This window comes from Streptomyces sp. WP-1 (genome assembly GCF_030450125.1).
Classification (GTDB): Bacteria; Actinomycetota; Actinomycetes; order Streptomycetales; family Streptomycetaceae; genus Streptomyces; species Streptomyces incarnatus.
Genome location: NZ_CP123923.1, coordinates 1,286,773 through 1,303,741, shown reverse-complemented (window position 1 = coordinate 1,303,741; position 16,969 = coordinate 1,286,773). Strand labels below are relative to the sequence as shown.

Annotated in this window: 18 protein-coding genes and 1 tRNA gene; 8 read left to right on the top strand and 11 right to left on the bottom strand. The window is 72.5% G+C overall.

Annotated features, from left to right (window positions below; translation table 11 throughout):
• Positions 1–6: 6 nt before the first annotated feature.
• The 3 genes from QHG49_RS05400 to QHG49_RS05390 all read left to right on the top strand — a co-directional run bounded on the left by QHG49_RS05400 (position 7) and on the right by QHG49_RS05390 (position 2,970).
• Positions 7–828, top strand: a complete 822-nt coding sequence (locus tag QHG49_RS05400; protein ID WP_301487437.1) for a helix-turn-helix domain-containing protein — start codon at positions 7–9, stop codon at positions 826–828.
• 184 nt (positions 829–1,012) lie between these two features.
• Positions 1,013–2,173, top strand: a complete 1,161-nt coding sequence (locus tag QHG49_RS05395; RefSeq protein WP_159706693.1) for a glutathione-independent formaldehyde dehydrogenase — start codon at positions 1,013–1,015, stop codon at positions 2,171–2,173.
• Between the two features lie 116 nt (positions 2,174–2,289).
• The gene (locus QHG49_RS05390) at positions 2,290–2,970 is read left to right on the top strand and encodes a DUF6308 family protein (protein WP_301487433.1); all 681 of its coding nucleotides are present in this window, start codon (positions 2,290–2,292) and stop codon (positions 2,968–2,970) included.
• A gap of 38 nt (positions 2,971–3,008) precedes the next feature.
• On the opposite strand, the gene QHG49_RS05385 is transcribed toward QHG49_RS05390, so the two are convergent.
• Genes QHG49_RS05385 through QHG49_RS05350 form a run of 8 tightly spaced genes read right to left on the bottom strand, consistent with a single transcriptional unit; the run spans position 3,009 to position 11,022 of the window.
• Entirely contained in the window at positions 3,009–4,034 is a 1,026-nt protein-coding gene (locus QHG49_RS05385; protein ID WP_301487431.1) for an SDR family oxidoreductase, read from the bottom strand.
• 28 nt (positions 4,035–4,062) lie between these two features.
• The gene (locus QHG49_RS05380; protein WP_301487429.1) at positions 4,063–5,310 is read right to left on the bottom strand and encodes a beta-ketoacyl synthase; all 1,248 of its coding nucleotides are present in this window, start codon (positions 5,308–5,310) and stop codon (positions 4,063–4,065) included.
• The gene (locus tag QHG49_RS05375) at positions 5,307–5,567 is read right to left on the bottom strand and encodes an acyl carrier protein (RefSeq protein WP_145490632.1); all 261 of its coding nucleotides are present in this window, start codon (positions 5,565–5,567) and stop codon (positions 5,307–5,309) included. Before QHG49_RS05375 ends, QHG49_RS05380 begins: the two co-directional genes overlap by 4 nt.
• Positions 5,568–5,617: 50 nt before the next feature.
• Positions 5,618–6,898 (bottom strand): aspartate aminotransferase family protein, encoded by a 1,281-nt coding sequence (locus QHG49_RS05370; protein ID WP_301487426.1) that lies wholly within the window; start codon positions 6,896–6,898, stop codon positions 5,618–5,620.
• A complete protein-coding gene (locus QHG49_RS05365) occupies positions 6,895–7,362 on the bottom strand; it encodes a type II toxin-antitoxin system RatA family toxin (RefSeq protein ID WP_145490635.1) in 468 nt (155 codons plus the stop codon). Before QHG49_RS05365 ends, QHG49_RS05370 begins: the two co-directional genes overlap by 4 nt.
• Positions 7,349–8,599, bottom strand: a complete 1,251-nt coding sequence (locus tag QHG49_RS05360; RefSeq protein ID WP_301487423.1) for a GNAT family N-acetyltransferase — start codon at positions 8,597–8,599, stop codon at positions 7,349–7,351. The genes QHG49_RS05365 and QHG49_RS05360 overlap by 14 nt, the downstream gene beginning before the upstream one ends.
• 58 nt (positions 8,600–8,657) lie before the next feature.
• Entirely contained in the window at positions 8,658–9,788 is a 1,131-nt protein-coding gene (locus tag QHG49_RS05355; RefSeq protein WP_301487422.1) for an acyl-CoA dehydrogenase family protein, read from the bottom strand.
• 40 nt (positions 9,789–9,828) lie between these two features.
• Positions 9,829–11,022 (bottom strand): cytochrome P450, encoded by a 1,194-nt coding sequence (locus QHG49_RS05350; RefSeq protein ID WP_301487420.1) that lies wholly within the window; start codon positions 11,020–11,022, stop codon positions 9,829–9,831.
• A gap of 204 nt (positions 11,023–11,226) precedes the next feature.
• Between QHG49_RS05350 and QHG49_RS34035 the strand changes: the two genes are divergently transcribed.
• The 3 genes from QHG49_RS34035 to QHG49_RS05335 all read left to right on the top strand — a co-directional run bounded on the left by QHG49_RS34035 (position 11,227) and on the right by QHG49_RS05335 (position 13,078).
• Positions 11,227–11,754: a hypothetical protein gene (locus QHG49_RS34035; RefSeq protein WP_370530427.1), complete on the top strand. Its 528-nt coding sequence runs from the start codon at positions 11,227–11,229 to the stop codon at positions 11,752–11,754.
• A 2-nt stretch (positions 11,755–11,756) separates the two neighbouring features.
• A complete protein-coding gene (locus QHG49_RS05340) occupies positions 11,757–12,659 on the top strand; it encodes a sugar phosphate isomerase/epimerase (protein WP_159706709.1) in 903 nt (300 codons plus the stop codon).
• Between the two features lie 224 nt (positions 12,660–12,883).
• Positions 12,884–13,078, top strand: coding sequence for a hypothetical protein (locus QHG49_RS05335; RefSeq protein ID WP_145490652.1), 195 nt, complete (start codon positions 12,884–12,886; stop codon positions 13,076–13,078).
• 23 nt (positions 13,079–13,101) lie between these two features.
• On the opposite strand, the gene QHG49_RS05330 is transcribed toward QHG49_RS05335, so the two are convergent.
• The 3 genes from QHG49_RS05330 to QHG49_RS05320 all read right to left on the bottom strand — a co-directional run bounded on the left by QHG49_RS05330 (position 13,102) and on the right by QHG49_RS05320 (position 15,824).
• Positions 13,102–14,106, bottom strand: coding sequence for a Gfo/Idh/MocA family oxidoreductase (locus QHG49_RS05330; protein ID WP_301487417.1), 1,005 nt, complete (start codon positions 14,104–14,106; stop codon positions 13,102–13,104).
• A gap of 68 nt (positions 14,107–14,174) precedes the next feature.
• Complete coding sequence (locus tag QHG49_RS05325) at positions 14,175–15,323, bottom strand: Gfo/Idh/MocA family protein (RefSeq protein WP_301487415.1); 1,149 nt, start codon at positions 15,321–15,323, stop codon at positions 14,175–14,177.
• Positions 15,324–15,479: 156 nt separating this feature from the next.
• Positions 15,480–15,824, bottom strand: a complete 345-nt coding sequence (locus tag QHG49_RS05320; protein ID WP_145490660.1) for a cupin domain-containing protein — start codon at positions 15,822–15,824, stop codon at positions 15,480–15,482.
• Between the two features lie 131 nt (positions 15,825–15,955).
• Here QHG49_RS05320 and QHG49_RS05315 point away from each other — a divergent pair, with 131 nt between their 5' ends.
• A complete protein-coding gene (locus QHG49_RS05315; RefSeq protein ID WP_159706713.1) occupies positions 15,956–16,492 on the top strand; it encodes a hypothetical protein in 537 nt (178 codons plus the stop codon).
• Positions 16,493–16,575: 83 nt separating this feature from the next.
• Positions 16,576–16,649 (top strand) — tRNA-Pro (locus QHG49_RS05310).
• Positions 16,650–16,969: the final 320 nt, after the last annotated feature.

Below are 16,969 nucleotides of genomic sequence, written 5' to 3'. Positions count from 1 at the left end.
GAGAGCATGGCACACGAGACGGCCGACACCCTGGGCGAGTTCCTGCGGGCCCGGCGCGGGCGGATCAGCCCGCAGCAGGCCGGGCTGCCCGCCGGTGCACGGCGCCGCGTACCCGGCCTGCGGCGCGAGGAGGTCGCCCAGCTCGCCGGTATCAGCCCCGAGTACTACCTGCGTCTGGAACAGGGCCGCAACCTCAACCCCTCCGACCGGATCCTGGCCGCCCTGGCCGGCGCGCTCCAGCTCGACGAGGACGCGCTCGCCTATCTGCACCGCCTCGCTCATCCCGCCCTGCCCGCCCGCAGACCGCGCACCCGCGCCCGCGCCCGTACGGACCAAGGTGATCTCCAGCCGCTCCTGGACAGCTGGCCGCACACCCCCGCCTACGTCCAGGGGCCCGGCGGACGTGTCGTCGCGGCGAACCGGCAGGCCGTCCTGCTGTGCCCCTTCTTCGCGGTGGGCCACAACCCGCTGCGGGCCGCCTTCCTCGAACCCGAGATGCGCGGCCTCTACCCGCAGTGGGACGACATGACCGCCAAGGCCGTCTCCGGACTGCGCGCCATGCTCAACCTCGACGAGGCCGACCCGGAACTGCTGGAGACCATCGGCGAACTCACCGTCGCCAGCGAACGGTTCAGCACCCTGTGGACCCGCCGCGAGGTCCGCCGCCGCGACACCGGCCGCACACGTCTGAACCATCCACGCGTCGGCGAACTCGACCTCCACTACGAGAAGTTGGTCCGCCCACAGGCCCGCCAGCTGATCGTCGTCTACTACGCCGACCAGGACTCCACCAGCGCCGAGCGCCTGGCGCACCTCAGCGACCTCTGACCGTACGACGGCCTCCGACCTGCGACAACGGCCCGCACCGGGGTCCGCGCGCGTGCGAGGCGACCGGTCTCCGGCTTCCCGGCCCGTTTCGTCCGAAACGCGAGGGGGGACCCGGCACGGACCAGCAGTGCCAGCTTGTCCGTCGTCCGGTGGGTCGGACCGCCGGGGAAGGAAGGGAGTGATCATGAAGGCCGCGGTATACGAAGGACCGCGTACGGTGACGGTCAAGGACGTGCCGGACGCCAGGATCGAGCACCCCTGCGACATTCTCGTCAAGATCACGACCACCAATATCTGCGGTTCGGACCTGCACATGTACGAAGGCCGCACGTCGTTCGAGACGGGCCGCAGCCTCGGCCACGAGAACCTCGGCGAGGTGGTGGAGATCGGCTCCGCCGTCAGCAAGGTGAAGGTCGGGGACTACGTCGTGCTGCCGTTCAACATCGCCTGCGGCTTCTGCAAGCAGTGCGAGAAGGGCCTGACCAACTACTGCCTGACCATGCAGCCGGAACCCGCGCTCGCCGGAGCCGCCTACGGTTTCGCCGAGATGGGGCCGTACCAGGGCGGTCAGGCCGAGTACCTGCGTGTTCCCTACGGCGACTTCAACGCCCTGCGTCTGGGCGAGGACGCGATGGAGCGGCAGAAGGACTACGTGATGCTCGCCGACGTCTTCCCGACGGGCTACCACGCCACCGAGATGGCGGGCGTCGGTCCGGGAGACCAGACCATCGTGTACGGCGCCGGGCCCGTCGGTCTCATGGCGGCGTACTCGGCGATCCTCAGGGGAGCCGGCAGGGTGTGGGTGGCGGACCACCAGCAGGACCGGCTGCGCAAGGCCGAAGAGATCGGCGCCATCGCGATCGACACGACTGAAGAGGATCCCGCCGAGGTCGTCAAGGAGGCGACGCTCGGGCTCGGTGCCGACAACGGCTGCGAGTGCGTCGGCTACCAGGCCCACGATCCCGGAGGCCACGAAGACGCCGCCCTCACGCTGAACGGGCTCATCGACAGTGTCCGCTTCACCGGATCCCTGGGCGTGGTCGGAGTGTTCCTCCCCGAGGACCCGGGCGGCGCCGAGGCCCAGGGCAAGCTGGAGGCCAAGGGCAAGATTCCCTTCGACTACGGCATGATGTGGTTCAAGGGCCAACGCATGGGCAACGGCCAGGCACCCGTGAAGCGCTACAACCGCGCCCTGCGCGACCTGATCGCCGGTGGCCGCGCCGAACCCGGCTTCATCGTCTCCCACGAACTCCCCCTGGACGAGGCGGCGTCGGCGTACGAACACTTCGACAACCGGGACGACGGCTGGATGAAGGTGCTCCTGCATCCCGACGGCGGGCACTGATCCACTCCCGGCAGGCTCCGCACCGCTTGTTCCGGAGAGCTGGACGGCGCGACCGCAGGCAGGGGAGCATCCCGAGCGGTGCCCTCGATCGTTTCTGGGGCCAGGTGGGGGGCTCGGTGAGGGAACTGAAGATTCCGGCGATCTACTGGGACGACGAACAGGCCGTGCGTCTGCTCGCCGAGTACTTCACCCGAGAACGCACCAGAGGGGATCTCTTCTATTCCGGCGCGCACTTCGAGCGTCTGGGCGGTGGCGGGGACGCGGAGGAGGTCGCGAACCGCTTCGACGCCGACGACCTGGTGGCCGTCAGCATGCTCGGTGTCTCGCCCCGGCCGCACGGAGCGATCAACTTGCTCACCGACCCGGGTGGTCACTGGACGCGGCTGCTGTCCCTGATTCCCCGTGACGCGCGTCTGGAAAGCCCCGCGAGCGACGCTCTCATGAAGAGGGGCGGGCCCGCCTGGGAGTTGTGGCAGCGCTTGGCCGGCGTGGGCCGTCCGCACAAGCCCGACGGCAGCGGTCCGACCGTCGCCGGCAAACTGCTGGCGCGCAAGCGTCCTCACCTCGTCCCCGTCTACGACGAACGCGTCAAGCGCCTCTTCGAGCGGCCGACGACGGACCACTCCTTCTGGGCGGCGCTGGCCTCGGCCCTGCGGGCGGACGACCACGCGTTCCGTGACCGGCTGATCCGGCTCCGCGACCGGGCCGGGATCGGCGAGGACATCGGTGTCCTGCGCGTGTTCGACGTCATCGCCTGGATGTACCAGGGCGCCCAGGACGAGGCAGCGGCGAGCTGAGCCCGCGGGGTCGGCACCGGGACCGGAGCCGACCCCGCTCACGCCCCCTTCGTCAGCAGTGTCCACGGTCGAGGTTCCGCCAGGGCCAAGCGGGGTTTTCGGGTGGCCCAGTGGTGGACCGCCGTCGTCATGGCGTCGGCAGGGTTGCGTACGGGGCGCGTCGGGGTGAAGGGGGTGGCCATGCTGGTGTAGCTCTGGAACATGGCCAGGAGCTTGACCGCCTCGGACTGGAAGGGGGAGAGGTAGCGGTCGGCGAGGGGGAGGAAGAAACGGGTCCAGGCGTCCGGGGGGACGATCGGGGGGCGGGCGATCGGCGGGGCGCCGTGTGTGGCGCGGAAGGTGTTCAGCGCCGTGCAGGTCACATCGATGAGCGTGGCGAGGCGGAGACTCTCGGGGCCGGCCGCCACGATCTCGGTACGGGAGGCGGGCGGCGGAACGGAGAGGGTGGCGTCCGTGATCGCGTCGGCGACCTCGTCCACCGGGCTGATCTCCGCGAAGCCGTCCGGATCGCCGACGACGACCGCGGCGAGCCCCGACACCAGGGCGTGCAGCAGCGTGTACGGGCCGGAGAAGCGGGCGATCCGGCCGTCGCGCCGCCGGCCGACGACCAGCGGCGGGCGGACGATCGTCAGGGGTCCGGGGTGCTCCTCGCGCACCACCTCCTCGCACACCGCCTTGGACCACTCGTAGCCGTTGCGGTAGCCGTCGAACTCCGTTGCGGCTGCGGCCCGTTCCCCGGAGACGTACGCCGTGGAGACATGCACCAGATGGGTGTCGCGGCCGGCGAGGGCGAGGACCGCGCGCAGCGGTTCCACGTTCGCGGCCAGTGCCTCCGCACGGGTCATCGTCCAGCGCGTGGAGGCCGCGGTGTGCACGATGACGTCCCAGTGGCCGCCGAGCAGCGCCGGCGCCGGACCCCGCCCGAGAGTCCAGGGCACGATTCCCGCGTCCGTCGCGCGTCGTGCCGTACGCACCAGGTCGTGCGGCGGTCCGTCGGCCGCGCGCAGGGTGTCGACGGTCTCGGTGCCGATCACACCGGTGGCACCGGTGACGAGGATGCGCATGGTTCCGTCTCCGAGCGTGCGCGAGGGTTCAGGGGGCGGGGGAGAGGACGAGGCAGGCGTTCTGGCCGCCGAAACCGAAGGAGTTGGACAGCACGGGAGCCGAACTGATGGCCCGGGGCTCGCCGGTGACCAGGTCCACGAGGTCGGCCTCGGGGCTGAGGCGGGTGTTGGCGATCGCCGGGACCAGCCCCGCCGAGGCGCAGCGCAGCGCCAGCGCCGCCTCCAACGCCCCGGAACCGCCGATGAGATGGCCGGTGACGCCCTTGAGCGCGGTGACCGGCGGGGACTGACCGGTGAAGCAGCGGTCGATCGCGGCGGCCTCGGCACGGTCGTTGAGCAGCGTGGAGGTGCCGTGCGCGTTGACATGGCCGATCGCCGCCGGTGCCAGTCCAGCGTCGGCGAGCGCCGAGCGCATACAGGCCGCGGCGACGGAACCGTCCTTGTGAGGGGCCACGATGTGGAAGGCGTCGCAGTTGTCCGCGTAGCCCGTGATCTCCCCGTGGATGCTCGCCCCGCGCGCCACCGCGAGGTCCCAGCGCTCCAGCACCAGCAGCGCCGCGCCCTCCCCGACCACGAACCCGTCGCGGTCCGCGGCGAACGGCCGACTCGCCAGCCAGGGCTCCTCGTTGCGCAGGGAGACGGCCCGCATCCGGGCGAAGCCGCTCATGATGACGGTCGTCACCGGCGCGTCGGCGCCACCCGCGAGTGCCACGTCCAGCTCGCCGTGCCGGATCTTGCGGGCCGCCTCGCCGAGCGCGGTGGTGCCGCTCGCGCACGCGGTGGCGTACGTGGTGCACGAGCCGCGGAACCCGAACCGCATGGCGATCCGGCACGCCGGGGAGTTGGTCATGGTCCGGGGCACGGTGTGCACCGGCATGCCCATCGGGAAGCCGCCGTGGTCGAGCGCGGTCGCCTCCATGCTGGGCAGGCCGCCGATGCCGGTGCCGAGCTGAACTCCCGTGCGTTGCGGGGGCAGATCGCCGGGCAGCCGGGCGTCGGTCACCGCGTCGGCCGCCGCGCACAGCGCCAGCATGGTCACCCGGTCGATCTGCCGGGCCTCGCGGCGGGTCAGATACGCCTCGGGCTCGAACGGCGGCACCAGGCAGGCGAAGCGCACCGGTACCGCCTCGGCCACCAGCCGGTCGACCGTCGCCGCCGTGGACTTGGCCGCCAGGAAGGTCTGGAACGCCTCCTCGGGCGTATTGCCCGCGGGTGACTTCACCCCGATGCCGGTGACGGCCACCCGGAACCGGCCGCGCGCGTCCCGGGCGTTCACCGCGGCTCCGCCAGCCGGGTCTCCAGCAGCTCCACGGCCTCGCCCAGGGTCTCGGCGGCCGTCAAGTCCCGTACCTGGATGCGCAGTCCGAGCGCCGACTCCAGCCGGGAGCCGATCTCCATGAGTTCGAGACTGTCGATCCCGAAGTCGTCCACCAGACTGGTGGCGCCGTGGAGTTCCTCCGGCTCGGTCCCGATCACATCGGAGACGACGGTGCGCAGCAGGAGGTCGAGCTGTTCGCGGGTCCGGGTGGGCATGGGGGTTCCGTTCTCTTTCGGCGGGGGCGCGGCGCGGACGGGCTTCGGGGTCATCTCTCGGCGCACCGGGCCTCGGCCTCGGCCGTGGCGTGATCCAGGGCGGCCAGCGCCTCCGCCACCTCCGAGGGGCCGCAGGCGAGCGAGGGCAGCAGGCGGACCGTGGTGGGGCGGCTCAGACAGGGGGAGACCAGCAGACCGGCGTCGGCCAGGCCGAGGACGACATCGCCGGCCAGATGCGGGGAGGCGTAGTCGACGCCCCACAGCAGCCCCCGGCCGCGCACCTCGCGCACCGCACCGGCGTGACGGGCCCGGAGCCGGGCCAGCCCCTCGGACATGGCACCGGCCAACTCGACGCCGTATGCAGCACGTTGCTCGATCGCCGTGAGGGCCGGTGGCAGCGCGGCGCACGCCAGTGGATGGCCGCCGAAGGTCGCCGAATGCAGGAACGGGTCCGCCTCCAGCGGCGCGTACAGCTCCTCGGAGCACACCACCGCCGACAGCGGTACGACGCCGCCGCCCAGCGGTTTGCCCACCAGCACCGCGTCCACCGGCAGCCCCTCCGCGAGCGCCACGGACCGCTCGCCGCAGCGCCGCAGCCCGCACTGGATCTCGTCGGCGACGACGAACGCGCCGTGCCGCCGGGCGTCCGCGCACCAGCGCCGCAGTACGGCCGAGGGCAGCGCCACGACGCCGTTCTCGCCCTGCACCGGTTCGAAGACCACGGCCGCCAACTCGCCCGAAGCGGCGGCGCGTTCGACTGCCTCGGCGTCCTCCGGGTCGGCGTGCACCACGTCGATCACGCTGCCGCGCAGCCCGGCGCGGAAGAGCGGGCTGTGGGTGAGGGCCAGCGCGCCGGTGGACTTGCCGTGGAACCCGCCGCGCACCGCGAGGACCCGGCCCCGCCCCGACGCCAGCCGGGCCAGCTTGACCGCGACCTCCACCGCGTCGGCGCCGTTCAGCCCGAAGTACACCTTCGGCAGGGCACCCTCGAAGTACCGCACCAGGGTGGCGGCCGCCCGCGCCGTCACCGGGTTGGCGAGGCTGCGGGTGGCGGTGGGCAGGGTCTCCAGTGCCTCCCGCACACCCGCCACGACCGCCGGGTGCCGGTGCCCGAGCAGCGGCACCGCGTAGGAGCCGAAGTCGAGCACGCTCCGGCCGTCGGAGAGGATCACCCGGCATCCCTCGGCGCCCACTTCCACGGCGCCCCGCCCCGCGAAGCTCCCGGTCAGGGCGAGCCGGGGCGAGAAGTGCCGGCGGACCAGGTCGAACGTCTCCCGGGCGTCCGGGAGTTCGTGATCCAGGGCGAGCCCCGCGGCCGGGCTCCCGGTCACCGCCGTACCCCCGCGTCCGTGTCCGCGGCCCCCAGCCGCCGTTCCAGCGCCCGCAGCATCTGGGCGGCGTTCTCCCGCAGCGCGTCCGAGGCGACCGGGTTGAGCATCTCGGCCAGCAGCGGGATGCCGATGTCGAAGTCGACGTGCAGGGACACCGTGCTGTGCGCCGCGCCCGCCGGTGTCACGGCCCAGTAGCCCGAGAAGTCCCCGAGATCACCGGTGACTTGGCGGAAGTCGAAGCGCCGCGCCCCGTGATCGAGCACCTCCGCCTCGGTCCACCGCAGGACCGAGCCCTTGAGACGGACCGACCATGCCGTCGTACGGTGCCGGGCGTCGCCGCGCTCGACCACCGTCACCGCCTCCACGTTGTCCATGCAGCCCGGATAGGACTCGACGTCGGCCACGGCGGCCCAGGCCTGGTCGGGCGAGGCGGCGATGCGCAGTTCCACGTCAACTCGGGGCATGCGAAGTCCTCTTCTCGGGCGCGGACGGCGGGGCGGCGACGGGTGCGGGGAGCAGATCGGCGTGCGGGCCGAGGGCCTCGGCCAGGGCGGTGTCCAGGGCGCGCGGCAGCAGGGCACGCAGCAGGGCGCGGGGGAGCGGGCGCCGGTGGGTGAGGGCGTAGGACTGGGCGACCAGGCCGCAGCCCAGCTCCACCTTCGGCGTGTACGCGGTCTGCGCGAACCGGATATGGGTGCAGCCCGACTCGATGGCCAGCCGGATCGCCGCGTAGTGCACGGCGTGGTACAGCCGCGCCTCGTGGGCGATCCGGTAGTCGAGGCCGATCCGCGCCCCGGTCGCGCCGGTGCCCCGGAACAGGCAGAGCAGGAAGGCCACCAGGCGGTCGTCCTCGAACGCGGCGACCAGCGCCCGCCGGGGTTCGGCGGATTCGGCCAGGGCGGCGAGGAAGGACGCGTCCAGGCGGTCCAGCGTCTGGTCCGCGCGGTCCATCACCTGTTCGTACAGGGCGAGTACATCGGGCAGCAGGGACGTGAAGTCCTCGACGATCTCGACGCGCGCCCCCGGCCAGGCCGCGAACTTGCGCAGCTTGCTGCGGGCGTTGCGCCGCGGCTTGGCGGGCAGCGCGCGGACGTACGCCTCGAACGACTCGTACCCGAGCCGCAGTTCGGTGTCCGGCATGCTGCGCGTGAAGAAGTACCCGGCGCGCTCCAACTCCGGTCGCAGAAAGGCGAGTTCCCGGTCGCCGAAATCCTTGAACACCACGGTCCCGAGCCCGGACCAGGCGGCCACGTCCCCGGCCGCCGCCACCAGTGGTCGTACGGCCTCCGGCGGCAGCGGTCCCGCCGCCGCGATGTGGCCCTGGCCCAGCAGGTGGCCGCAGAACAGCATGGGCACGCGCAGCAGCCCGGGGCACACGGCGCGCAGCGGGCGCAGCAGCCGGCGTTCGCGCGGCCCCACCACGTCGTCCAGGCGCAGCCCGGGAAAGAGGCACAGCGGCAGCACGGCCACCAACTCGCCGCCCCGGCGCAGCAGCAGATAGCGGTAGCCCTCGGGGCCGAGGCGGCCGCGTTCCATCGCCGCGAACACGCCCTGGGCCCACAGCGGATCGTCCGCCGGGGCCAGCTTCCGCCAGACGTCCGGCGGCACGGTGTCGACGGTGTCGGCGATCTCGACCCGGTAGGACGCCCGCGCGGGCGACGGTGCGCCCGGCCGCGGTGCCGCACCGTGCTCTCGCCTCATGAGTGCCTCCTCGACGGGGTGGGATCGAGGGCCGGAGCCCCTGCGCGCATCGCGTCGCTCAGCCGATGCGCAGCCGGGCGCCGCCGAGGTGCTCCCACAGCGGCCCGGCCATGCGGGCGCGCGACGGCGGATGGAAGCCGAGCCCGGCCGCGGCCGAGGCCAGATAGGTGCCGTCGGGCGAGCCGACGAACGCCATCCCGCCGAGGGCGGACAGACAGCGGGGCGCCGTGCGGGCGATGGCGTCCTGCGCCGCGTACCGGGCGTGCAGCGCCCGCACCAGCAGCGTGTCGTCCCAGGTCTCGGTCTCCATGGCCATCGCCACGGCCTCCACGGCGAGCATCGCGGCCTCGACGTCGACCAGGAACGGCGTCGGATCGCCGCCGAAGCCACCGGGTTTGGCCAGCACCCGTTCGACCAGAGCGCTGACCACTCCCAAGTACCCTGCGGTCAGCAGGAGTTCGAACCAGAGGAAGCCCGCGACATTGAGCGAGTCGGGCACCGCGTCGGCCGTGACCTCCGTGGTGACGACCATCTGCGGATCGAGTTCCACCTCGGTGAGCACCACCTCGTCGCTCTCGGCCCCCGCGAGCACCGGGCTGTTCCAGAACGGCCGCACGGAGAGCCCCGGGGTCTTCGCCGGTACGATCGCCACCGCGAGGCGTGCCACCCCGTCCGCGCCGGTGAGCGTGACGGAGGCGGTGAGCAGGTCCATCGAACGGGACAGGCTGCACGGTTTCTTGCTGCCGTTCAACACCACGCGGCCGTCCCGGAGTTCGGCCCTGATGGCCGGGCGCAGGATGTTCTGGCCGGAGTTGCCCTCCGCGAACCCGGAGGCCAGCAGCAGCCGTTCCCCGGCGACGGCGGTCAGCAGCAGACCCTCCATCCCGGTGCCGTGCCTGGCGGTCTCCACCAGACCGGTGACCGAGAAGTGATGCATGGTGGTGGCGACCGCGAGGGACGGGCAGCGGGCGCCGACGGCCCGCTGCGCCCGGACCGCCTGGAGCACGGTGGCCCCGGCACCGGAGTGCTCGGCGGGCACCAGCAGCCCCGGGCCGCCCGCCTCGCGGAACGCCTCGATCGCGGGGCTCGGCGCGCGCTCCAGCTCGGCCAGCGGATGCGCGGCGAGCGCGGCGTCCAGACCGGGGAGCAGCCGGTCGAGCACGGCGCGTTCGGTGTGCAGGAAGTTCACGGACGTCCCTTCTGTGGGCCGGGGCTCCGGGCGGGTGCGCTCAGCCCGAGGTGACGAGGGGCAGCCGGGTGAAGGCCCGCAGGCTGATGCTGTCCCGGCGCACCGGCGGCCGGGCGTGCGCCAGTCCGGGGAAGCGCGCCAGCAACTGCCGTACGACGGCGGCCCCTTCGAGACGGGCCAGGGCGGCGCCCAGGCAGTAGTGGGCGCCCGCGCTGAAGCTGAGCACCCGGATGTCGGGCCGCAGCACGTCGAAGGTGTCGGGGTCCGGATGCCGGGCGGGGTCGCGGCCCGCGGCGGCGAGCACGGTGGTGATGTTGCCGCCCTGGGGGATCGCGACGCCGCCCACGGTCAGCGGGCGGGTGGCGATCCGCTCCGTCATCCGCACCGGTGTGTCCCAGCGCAGGGACTCCTCCACGCCGTTGGGCACCAGGGCGGGGTCCTCGCGCAGCAGTGCCAGCTGGTCGGGATGGCTGAGCAGGGCGTGCACGGTCAGGCCGAGCAGGCTGGTGGTCGTCTCGAAGCCGGCCACGAACACCAGCAGCAGCATGTCCAGGAGTTCGCTCTCGGCGAGCCTGCCGTCGTCCATCTCGCGCACCGCGAGCAGCGCGGAGACCAGATCGTCGGCGGGTCTGCGCCGGCGCAGGGCGATGAGTCGGGCGAAGTAGCCGCGCAGGGCGGTCACGGCCTCGTCGGCGCGCTTCCAGTCCTCGTCGGTGCGCACCGGTTCCAGCAGTCGGCTGGCGTCCTGCCCGTAGTGGTGGAAGCGGTCCTGGTCCGCGTGCGGGACTCCGATCAGATCGCCCACGACGGCCACGGGCAGCGGGTAGCCGACCAGTTCCTGGAAGTCGGCCGCGCCGCCGTCGCGGGTGGCGTCGGCGAACCGGTCGAGGAGTGCCGCGGTGGTGGTCTCGATGCGCTCCGCGAGGACGGCGATCCGGCGGGCGCTGAAGCGGTCGGCCACCAGCCGCCGCAGCCGTACATGGTCGGTGCCGTTGGCGCGCAGCAGCGAGGAATAGAAGAACACGGCGGCCGGATGTTCCCGCCAGTCGGGCAACTCCGTTTCGCACCAGGTGAGATCGGGAGTGAGACAGGAAGGGTCGCTCAGGACCTGCTGGCAGTCGGCGAACCGGGTCAGGAAGTAGGTGTCGAGCTTCTCGTGATAATAGACGGGGGCGATACGGCGCAGTTCGGCCAGGGCCGGATAGGGGTCTTCCTTCCCCTCGGCCGTGAACATCGACGAAAGCAGTGTTTCCGAATCCACCGTTGCGGCCTTTCCGGCCATCCGGTCCGGGAGCGGAGTGGCACGTCGTCAGTATGTCCCTCAGCTGGTCCGACTGCCATGCCGGTGAATTGTCCGGCCAATTATGATCCACCTCTGGCCGGATCCCATAAGGGGCGTGAAATACGCGCCCTCTTCACCACCCCGGAGTGCGACGGGGTGGTGCAAGAAGGTGAATTATATAAGTCATATAAGCGGTCTTCGGGGTCGGATAATCCAGAGACCGGAAATGGACCGCTCTTCTCGCTCGGGCTCGCGCACGTCGGTACCGCTCGTGGTCATGGCCACCGCGGGCACGGCGGACACCCCCGGCTGACCGCCGCCCCGGTCGCCCGCCAGGCGCCCGGCGACACCTTCCGGGGCACCAGGGGCGGCATCAAGCTCGTCTGCTCCGCCGAGCCGGACGCCCTTGAGAACGCGCTCGGCAAGGCGGAGCGGGCGGACATCCCGGTGGTGGGCCCGAACTCCGGACAGGCCGACCGGAAGCGGTTCGGGCCGCTGGAGTTCTTCGGGCGGGACGAAAGCGTGGCGGGCGAGGCGTTCGGGAACAAGCTGAACACGACCGGCGCCGAACTGAACAAGGATCTCGTGAAGGCCGTACGGAACGGCAGTATCGAGTCCGCCGTAGCCGCCGCCCGCGGTGGCATCACCCACCTGGGCGACACCTTTCCCGAAGGGACCACCTGATCATGCCGCACGTACTCGACCGCGTCCGGGTCGGCTCCGCCCCCGACTCCTGGGGCGTCTGGTTCCCCGACGACCCGCGGCAGGTGCCCTGGGAACGCTTCCTGGACGAGGTCGCCGAGGCCGGCTACGCCTGGATCGAACTCGGCCCCTACGGCTACCTGCCCACCGACCCCGCCCGGCTCACCGAGGAGGTGGCCCGCCGCGACCTCAAGGTCTCCGCGGGCACGGTCTTCACCGGCCTGCACCGCGGCCCCGCCGTCTGGGCCGACACCTGGGCCCATGTCTCCCAGGTCGCCGCGCTCACCCAGGCGGTGGGCGCCCGGCACCTCGTGGTGATCCCGTCCTTCTGGCGCGACGACAAGACCGCCGAGATCCTGGAGCCGTCCGAGCTGACCGCCGAGCAGTGGGGCCACCTCGCCCGGGGCATGGAACGGCTGGGCCGCCAGGTGAAGGAGACGTACGGCCTCGACATCGTGGTGCACCCGCACGCCGACACCCATATCGACACCGAGGCCCACGTCGAACGCTTCCTCGACGCGACCGACTCCGGCTCGGTCGGCCTGTGCCTGGACACCGGGCACTACGCCTACTGCGGCGGCGACAGCGTCAGGCTGATCGAGACGTACGGCGAACGCATCGGCTATCTCCATCTCAAGCAGGTCGACCCGGCCGTGCTCGCCGAGGTCGTCGCGCGCGAGCTGCCCTTCGGTCCCGCCGTGGCCCGGGGCGTCTTCCGCGAACCACCGCACGGGGTACCGGAGTTGGGCCCCGTGCTGGAGGCGGCGCAGAAGCTGGGCGTGGACCTGTTCGCCATCGTGGAGCAGGACATGTACCCGTGCGCGCCGGACAAGCCGCTGCCGATCGCGGAGCGGACACGAAGGTTCCTGCGGTCCTGCGGGGCGTGAGGAGGGGCACCCGCCGCGTCGTCGCGGACGGCGCGCGCACGCCGTACGACCCGTCGCGCGTCCTCGCCGCGCCGGTCCGGCGCTGCCGGACATGACGCCCGAGAGGCGGGCGTCGTTCCTGCGCAACCCTGACGGATTCGCGCCAGACGCGGCCGGGAACCAACCGGGGGCACGTGGGCGTTGTTGAGGTGAACGGGGGCGCCCGCGCAGACGGGAGGACGAGGATGACACACCGTACGGAACCCCGGAACACGGCACAGGACACCGCCGACGCGGCGGCCCGGCGCCGGGAACGCTTCGGCACCCTGCCCGAGCGGATACGTCCCGAGGACACGGTCGAGACCAGCCCGGCCACGCTGCCGGACCCGGCCCGCGACCGGTATCACGCGGACGAGTGGCTGGTGCGGTACTGCGGCTGAGGAAGGCCCCGGTACCGCGTCCGTCAGACCTGCCGCACCTCCGCGACCGTCACCGGGCGGTGCTCGGCGCGGGAGAGCGTGCAGGCCTCGGCGATCCAGCCCGCCTCCAGGGCGTCCTCGACGGTGCACGGGGACGTCCTGGTGCCGGCCACCACCTCGGTGAACGCGGTGAGTTCGGCGCGGTAGGCGTCGGCGAAACGGTCCATGAAGAAGGCGTGCGGGGTGCCGGACGGAAAGCCGGCCCCGGGTTCGGCCGAGCGCAGCGGCAAACGCTCGTCCAGGCCCACGGCGATGGCGTCGGCGAAGCCGTGCAGCTCCATGCGGACGTCGTAACCCCGGCCGTTGTGACGAGAGTTGGAGACCAGCGCGATCGTGCCGTCGTCCAGGGTGAGGACCGCGCCCGCGGTGTCGGCGTCACCGGCCCGCGCGATGGGGCCGGCGCCGCGGTTGCCGCCGACCGCGTACACCTCGGTGACCTCGCGGCCCGTCACCCACCGGATGATGTCGAAGTCGTGCGCCGAGCAGTCCCGGAAGATGCCACCGGAGGCGGCGACGTACGCGGCCGGCGGCGGTGCCGGGTCCAGCGTCGTACAGCGCACGGTGTGCAGCGCCCCCAACTCGCCCGAGCGCACGGCGGCCCGCGCGGCGGCGAAACCCGCGTCGAAGCGGCGGTTGTAGCCGATCTGGACCGGCACCCCGCTGCCGCGCACCCGGTCGCGCAGCGCCACGCCCTCCGCCATGGTGCGGGCCACCGGCTTCTCGCAGAAGACCGGGACACCCGCCGCCACACCGGCGCGGATCAGCGCGGGATGGGCGTCCGTGGCCGCCGCCACGACCAGGGCGTCCACCCCGGCTGCCAGCAGGGCCCCCGGCGAGTCCGCGACCTGTGCCCCGAACCGCTCGGCGGCGGCCTTCGCGGCGTCCGCGAGCGGATCGGCGAACACGAGTGATGCGACGGCGTCGAGCCCGGAGAGGGTCTCGGCGTGGAAGACGCCGATGCGGCCGAGGCCGAGGATTCCGATACGCATGGGTGTTGCCGCTCCTCAGGGGTTCGGACGAAAGGGGCGAGAGGTCACGGGGTGGTCGCTCAACCTGCCTACAGATCGACCCAGTTGCCACTGGCCGCGGACTCGGCCATCGCGTCCAGGACGACCGCGCCGCGCACCGCGTCCGCGAGCGTCGCGCCGTACGGTCTGCCCTCGGCGATGGAGCGCAGGAACCGGTGGGCCTCGACGACCTTCAGATCGTCGTAGCCCATCGCGTTGGCCGCGCCCGGCTGGAACGCGGCGAACTCGCCGTCGCCCGGGCCGGCCTGCACGGTGCACACCGGCTGGTCCTGGATGGCCGTGCCCCGGCTGACCGCGAGTTCGTTCATCCGCCGGAAGTCCCAGAACACCGCGCCGCTCGTGCCGTGCACCTCGAAGCCGTAGGCGTTCTGCTCGCCGACCGAGACCCGGCACGCCTCCAGGACACCCCGGGCGCCGGAGGCGAAGCGCAGCAGGCAGCCGACGTAGTCCTCGTTCTCCACCAGGCCGCGCTCGGCGCCGCCGGTGAGGATGTGACCGGCGGTGGCACCGGCCGGGCGGGCGCGCTCGGGGACGAAGACCGCGGTGTCGGCGGTCAGCGCGGTGATGTCGCCGAGCAGGAAGCGGGCCAGGTCGGCGCCGTGCGAGGCCAGATCGCCGAGCACCCCGCTGCCGCCGCGCTCGCGCTCGTAGCGCCAGGTCAGGGCGGAGTCGGGGTGGGCGGCGTAGTCGCTGAACAACCGGATGCGCACATGGGTGACGGCGCCGATCTCACCCGCGGCGATCAGATCGCGGGCCCGTTCCACGGCGGGCGCGTTGCGGTAGTTGAAGCCGACGGTGCCCTGTACCCCGGCCCGCGCGGCGGCGTCCGCGACCGCGCGGGCGTCCCCGGCGGACAGGCCCACCGGCTTCTCGATCCACAGGTGCTTGCCCGCCTCGGCCATCGCCACCCCGATCCTGCGGTGCAGGAAGTTCGGCGCGGTGACGCTGACCGCCCGCACCCGGGGATCGGCGGCCACCTCCCGCCAGTCGCGGGTCGCGGTGGCGAAACCGAACTGCCCGGCGGCCTCCTCGGCCCGGCCCGGCACCTCCTCGGCGACCGCGATCAGCCGCGGCCGCAGCGGGAGCCGGGGGTAGTGGTGGGGGAGACGGGCGTACGCCCGGGTGTGCACCCGGCCCATCCAGCCGAACCCGACGACGGCGACACCCAGCTCCTCCACCCTGCCCGCCTCTCCGCGTCAGCACCCCGGGACCGGTCCACCGCCCCCGCCCGGCCACCTTTGTCCTGACATGGTGGCGCTGTCAACGCCCCGAACGGGGCGGGATGTCGAGATCGCCGGTTTCGGTGCGCCGCCTCCGGCAGTTCCGCGAGTGCCCTACAGATTGATGGCGTACGCCTTGCGGAGCGTCTCGTGCACGGTCCACGTCGTACGGTCGCCCGCGCGCAGCACCGCCATGTCGCCCGGCCCGACCCGCAGCGTCGGGCCGTCCTCGACGTCGATCGTGGCGGAGCCGCTGACCACGACGAACAGCTCGTCGGCCTCGGTGTCGGTGACCACGCCGGGGGTGATCTGCCAGATCCCGCGGATCTGCCGGCCGTCCGCCGACTCCCAGAGCACCTTCCCGGTGACCTCGGGGTTCCCGGAGACGATCTGTTCCGGGTCGAGGGGCTCGGGTTCGAGGTCGGCGTCGGGAATGTGGAGCGCGAAGCTGTGCGTCATGGGCCCGACCCTAACGGGGCCCGCGCCCCGGGCGCCGTCGACAGAGTGTGCGGCATCGGGCCTGGTCGCCGGACACTTCGTCGGGCCGCGCGGACTGGCGGGCGCGCGGGCCGGGGGTGATCGTGGAAGACATGGCCGACTCGACCGCGGCGGACGCCCACGGACAGGTGGCGGAGGGACCGCGCCCCGGCGGGCACAGCACCCGCGAGGCGCTCCTCTTCGGCGGGGTCTACGGCGCCGTCCTCGCCAGCTCGATGGTCGCCGCCCTCACCCGCTACGGCACCAGCACCCCCGCGACCCGCCGCTACGACGCGCTGTGGCTGCTGGTGACCGCCCTCGCCTCCGCCCTGGCCCACGGGTACGCCCACTACATCGCCGAGCGCGTCCCGCACCGCCGCTGGGACGGCCTGCGGGCGCTGCGCAACGAGTGGCCGCTGGTCGCGGCCGTCGCACCGACGGTCCTCCTGCTCGCGGGCGCGGGCTGGGGATGGTGGCCGGCCAAGGGCGTCGAATACCCCGCCTTCACCCTGAACGTCCTGATCCTCTTCACCCTGGGACTGACCACCGCCCGCCAGGCGGCCCGCCCCTGGCCCGCCGCCGTCCTCATGGGCCTCGGCGACGCCCTCCTCGGCCTGGTCGTGGTCGTCGCCAACGCCTTCATCAAGTGACCCGCCCCCGATGTCAGCGGGCACCCGCGCGCATACGGTAGTGTTGACCTGCGTGATCACGCGATACACCGCGTGGGCCGCATCGGGACGTGGCGCAGCTTGGTAGCGCACTTGACTGGGGGTCAAGGGGTCGCAGGTTCAAATCCTGTCGTCCCGACTCGACAGAGTCGCAGATCAGGGGCGGTTTCGGAGACATCCGGAACCGCCCCTCGATCATTTTTGGGGACCAGGTGGGGTCCAGCGTTCCTTGACCCGTGTCAGCGGGTGAGGACAGTGGGGCCGGGAAGGGCCGGGAAGGGAGCGGGGGACTCGCGGCAGTCACGTAGGACTGCGGTGGAGATGCGTCCTCCGCGTGTGCCGGTGAACATGCGCGGCCACGCGGTCGCGCCCGGCATCGTCGAGTCCCTCCAGCAAAACCTCGAACCAGCTCATGGAGTGCCCGGACTCATCCGCATGGGCGACGAAGGGCCGCCCGGA

What these genes read in the sequence shown, in the direction of transcription:
- QHG49_RS05365 (WP_145490635.1), bottom strand. Translation starts at nt 7,362, where the DNA reads ATGCCCCGAGTTGACGTGGAACTGCGCATCGCCGCCTCGCCCGACCAG.
- QHG49_RS05335 (WP_145490652.1), top strand. Translation starts at nt 12,884, where the DNA reads ATGACACACCGTACGGAACCCCGGAACACGGCACAGGACACCGCCGAC.
- QHG49_RS05315 (WP_159706713.1), top strand. Translation starts at nt 15,956, where the DNA reads ATGGCCGACTCGACCGCGGCGGACGCCCACGGACAGGTGGCGGAGGGA.
- QHG49_RS05340 (WP_159706709.1), top strand. Translation starts at nt 11,757, where the DNA reads ATGCCGCACGTACTCGACCGCGTCCGGGTCGGCTCCGCCCCCGACTCC.
- QHG49_RS05350 (WP_301487420.1), bottom strand. Translation starts at nt 11,022, where the DNA reads ATGTTCACGGCCGAGGGGAAGGAAGACCCCTATCCGGCCCTGGCCGAA.
- QHG49_RS05320 (WP_145490660.1), bottom strand. Translation starts at nt 15,824, where the DNA reads ATGACGCACAGCTTCGCGCTCCACATTCCCGACGCCGACCTCGAACCC.
- QHG49_RS05330 (WP_301487417.1), bottom strand. Translation starts at nt 14,106, where the DNA reads ATGCGTATCGGAATCCTCGGCCTCGGCCGCATCGGCGTCTTCCACGCC.
- QHG49_RS05375 (WP_145490632.1), bottom strand. Translation starts at nt 5,567, where the DNA reads ATGCCCACCCGGACCCGCGAACAGCTCGACCTCCTGCTGCGCACCGTC.
- QHG49_RS05400 (WP_301487437.1), top strand. Translation starts at nt 7, where the DNA reads ATGGCACACGAGACGGCCGACACCCTGGGCGAGTTCCTGCGGGCCCGG.
- QHG49_RS05385 (WP_301487431.1), bottom strand. Translation starts at nt 4,034, where the DNA reads ATGCGCATCCTCGTCACCGGTGCCACCGGTGTGATCGGCACCGAGACC.
- QHG49_RS05395 (WP_159706693.1), top strand. Translation starts at nt 1,013, where the DNA reads ATGAAGGCCGCGGTATACGAAGGACCGCGTACGGTGACGGTCAAGGAC.
- QHG49_RS05360 (WP_301487423.1), bottom strand. Translation starts at nt 8,599, where the DNA reads ATGAGGCGAGAGCACGGTGCGGCACCGCGGCCGGGCGCACCGTCGCCC.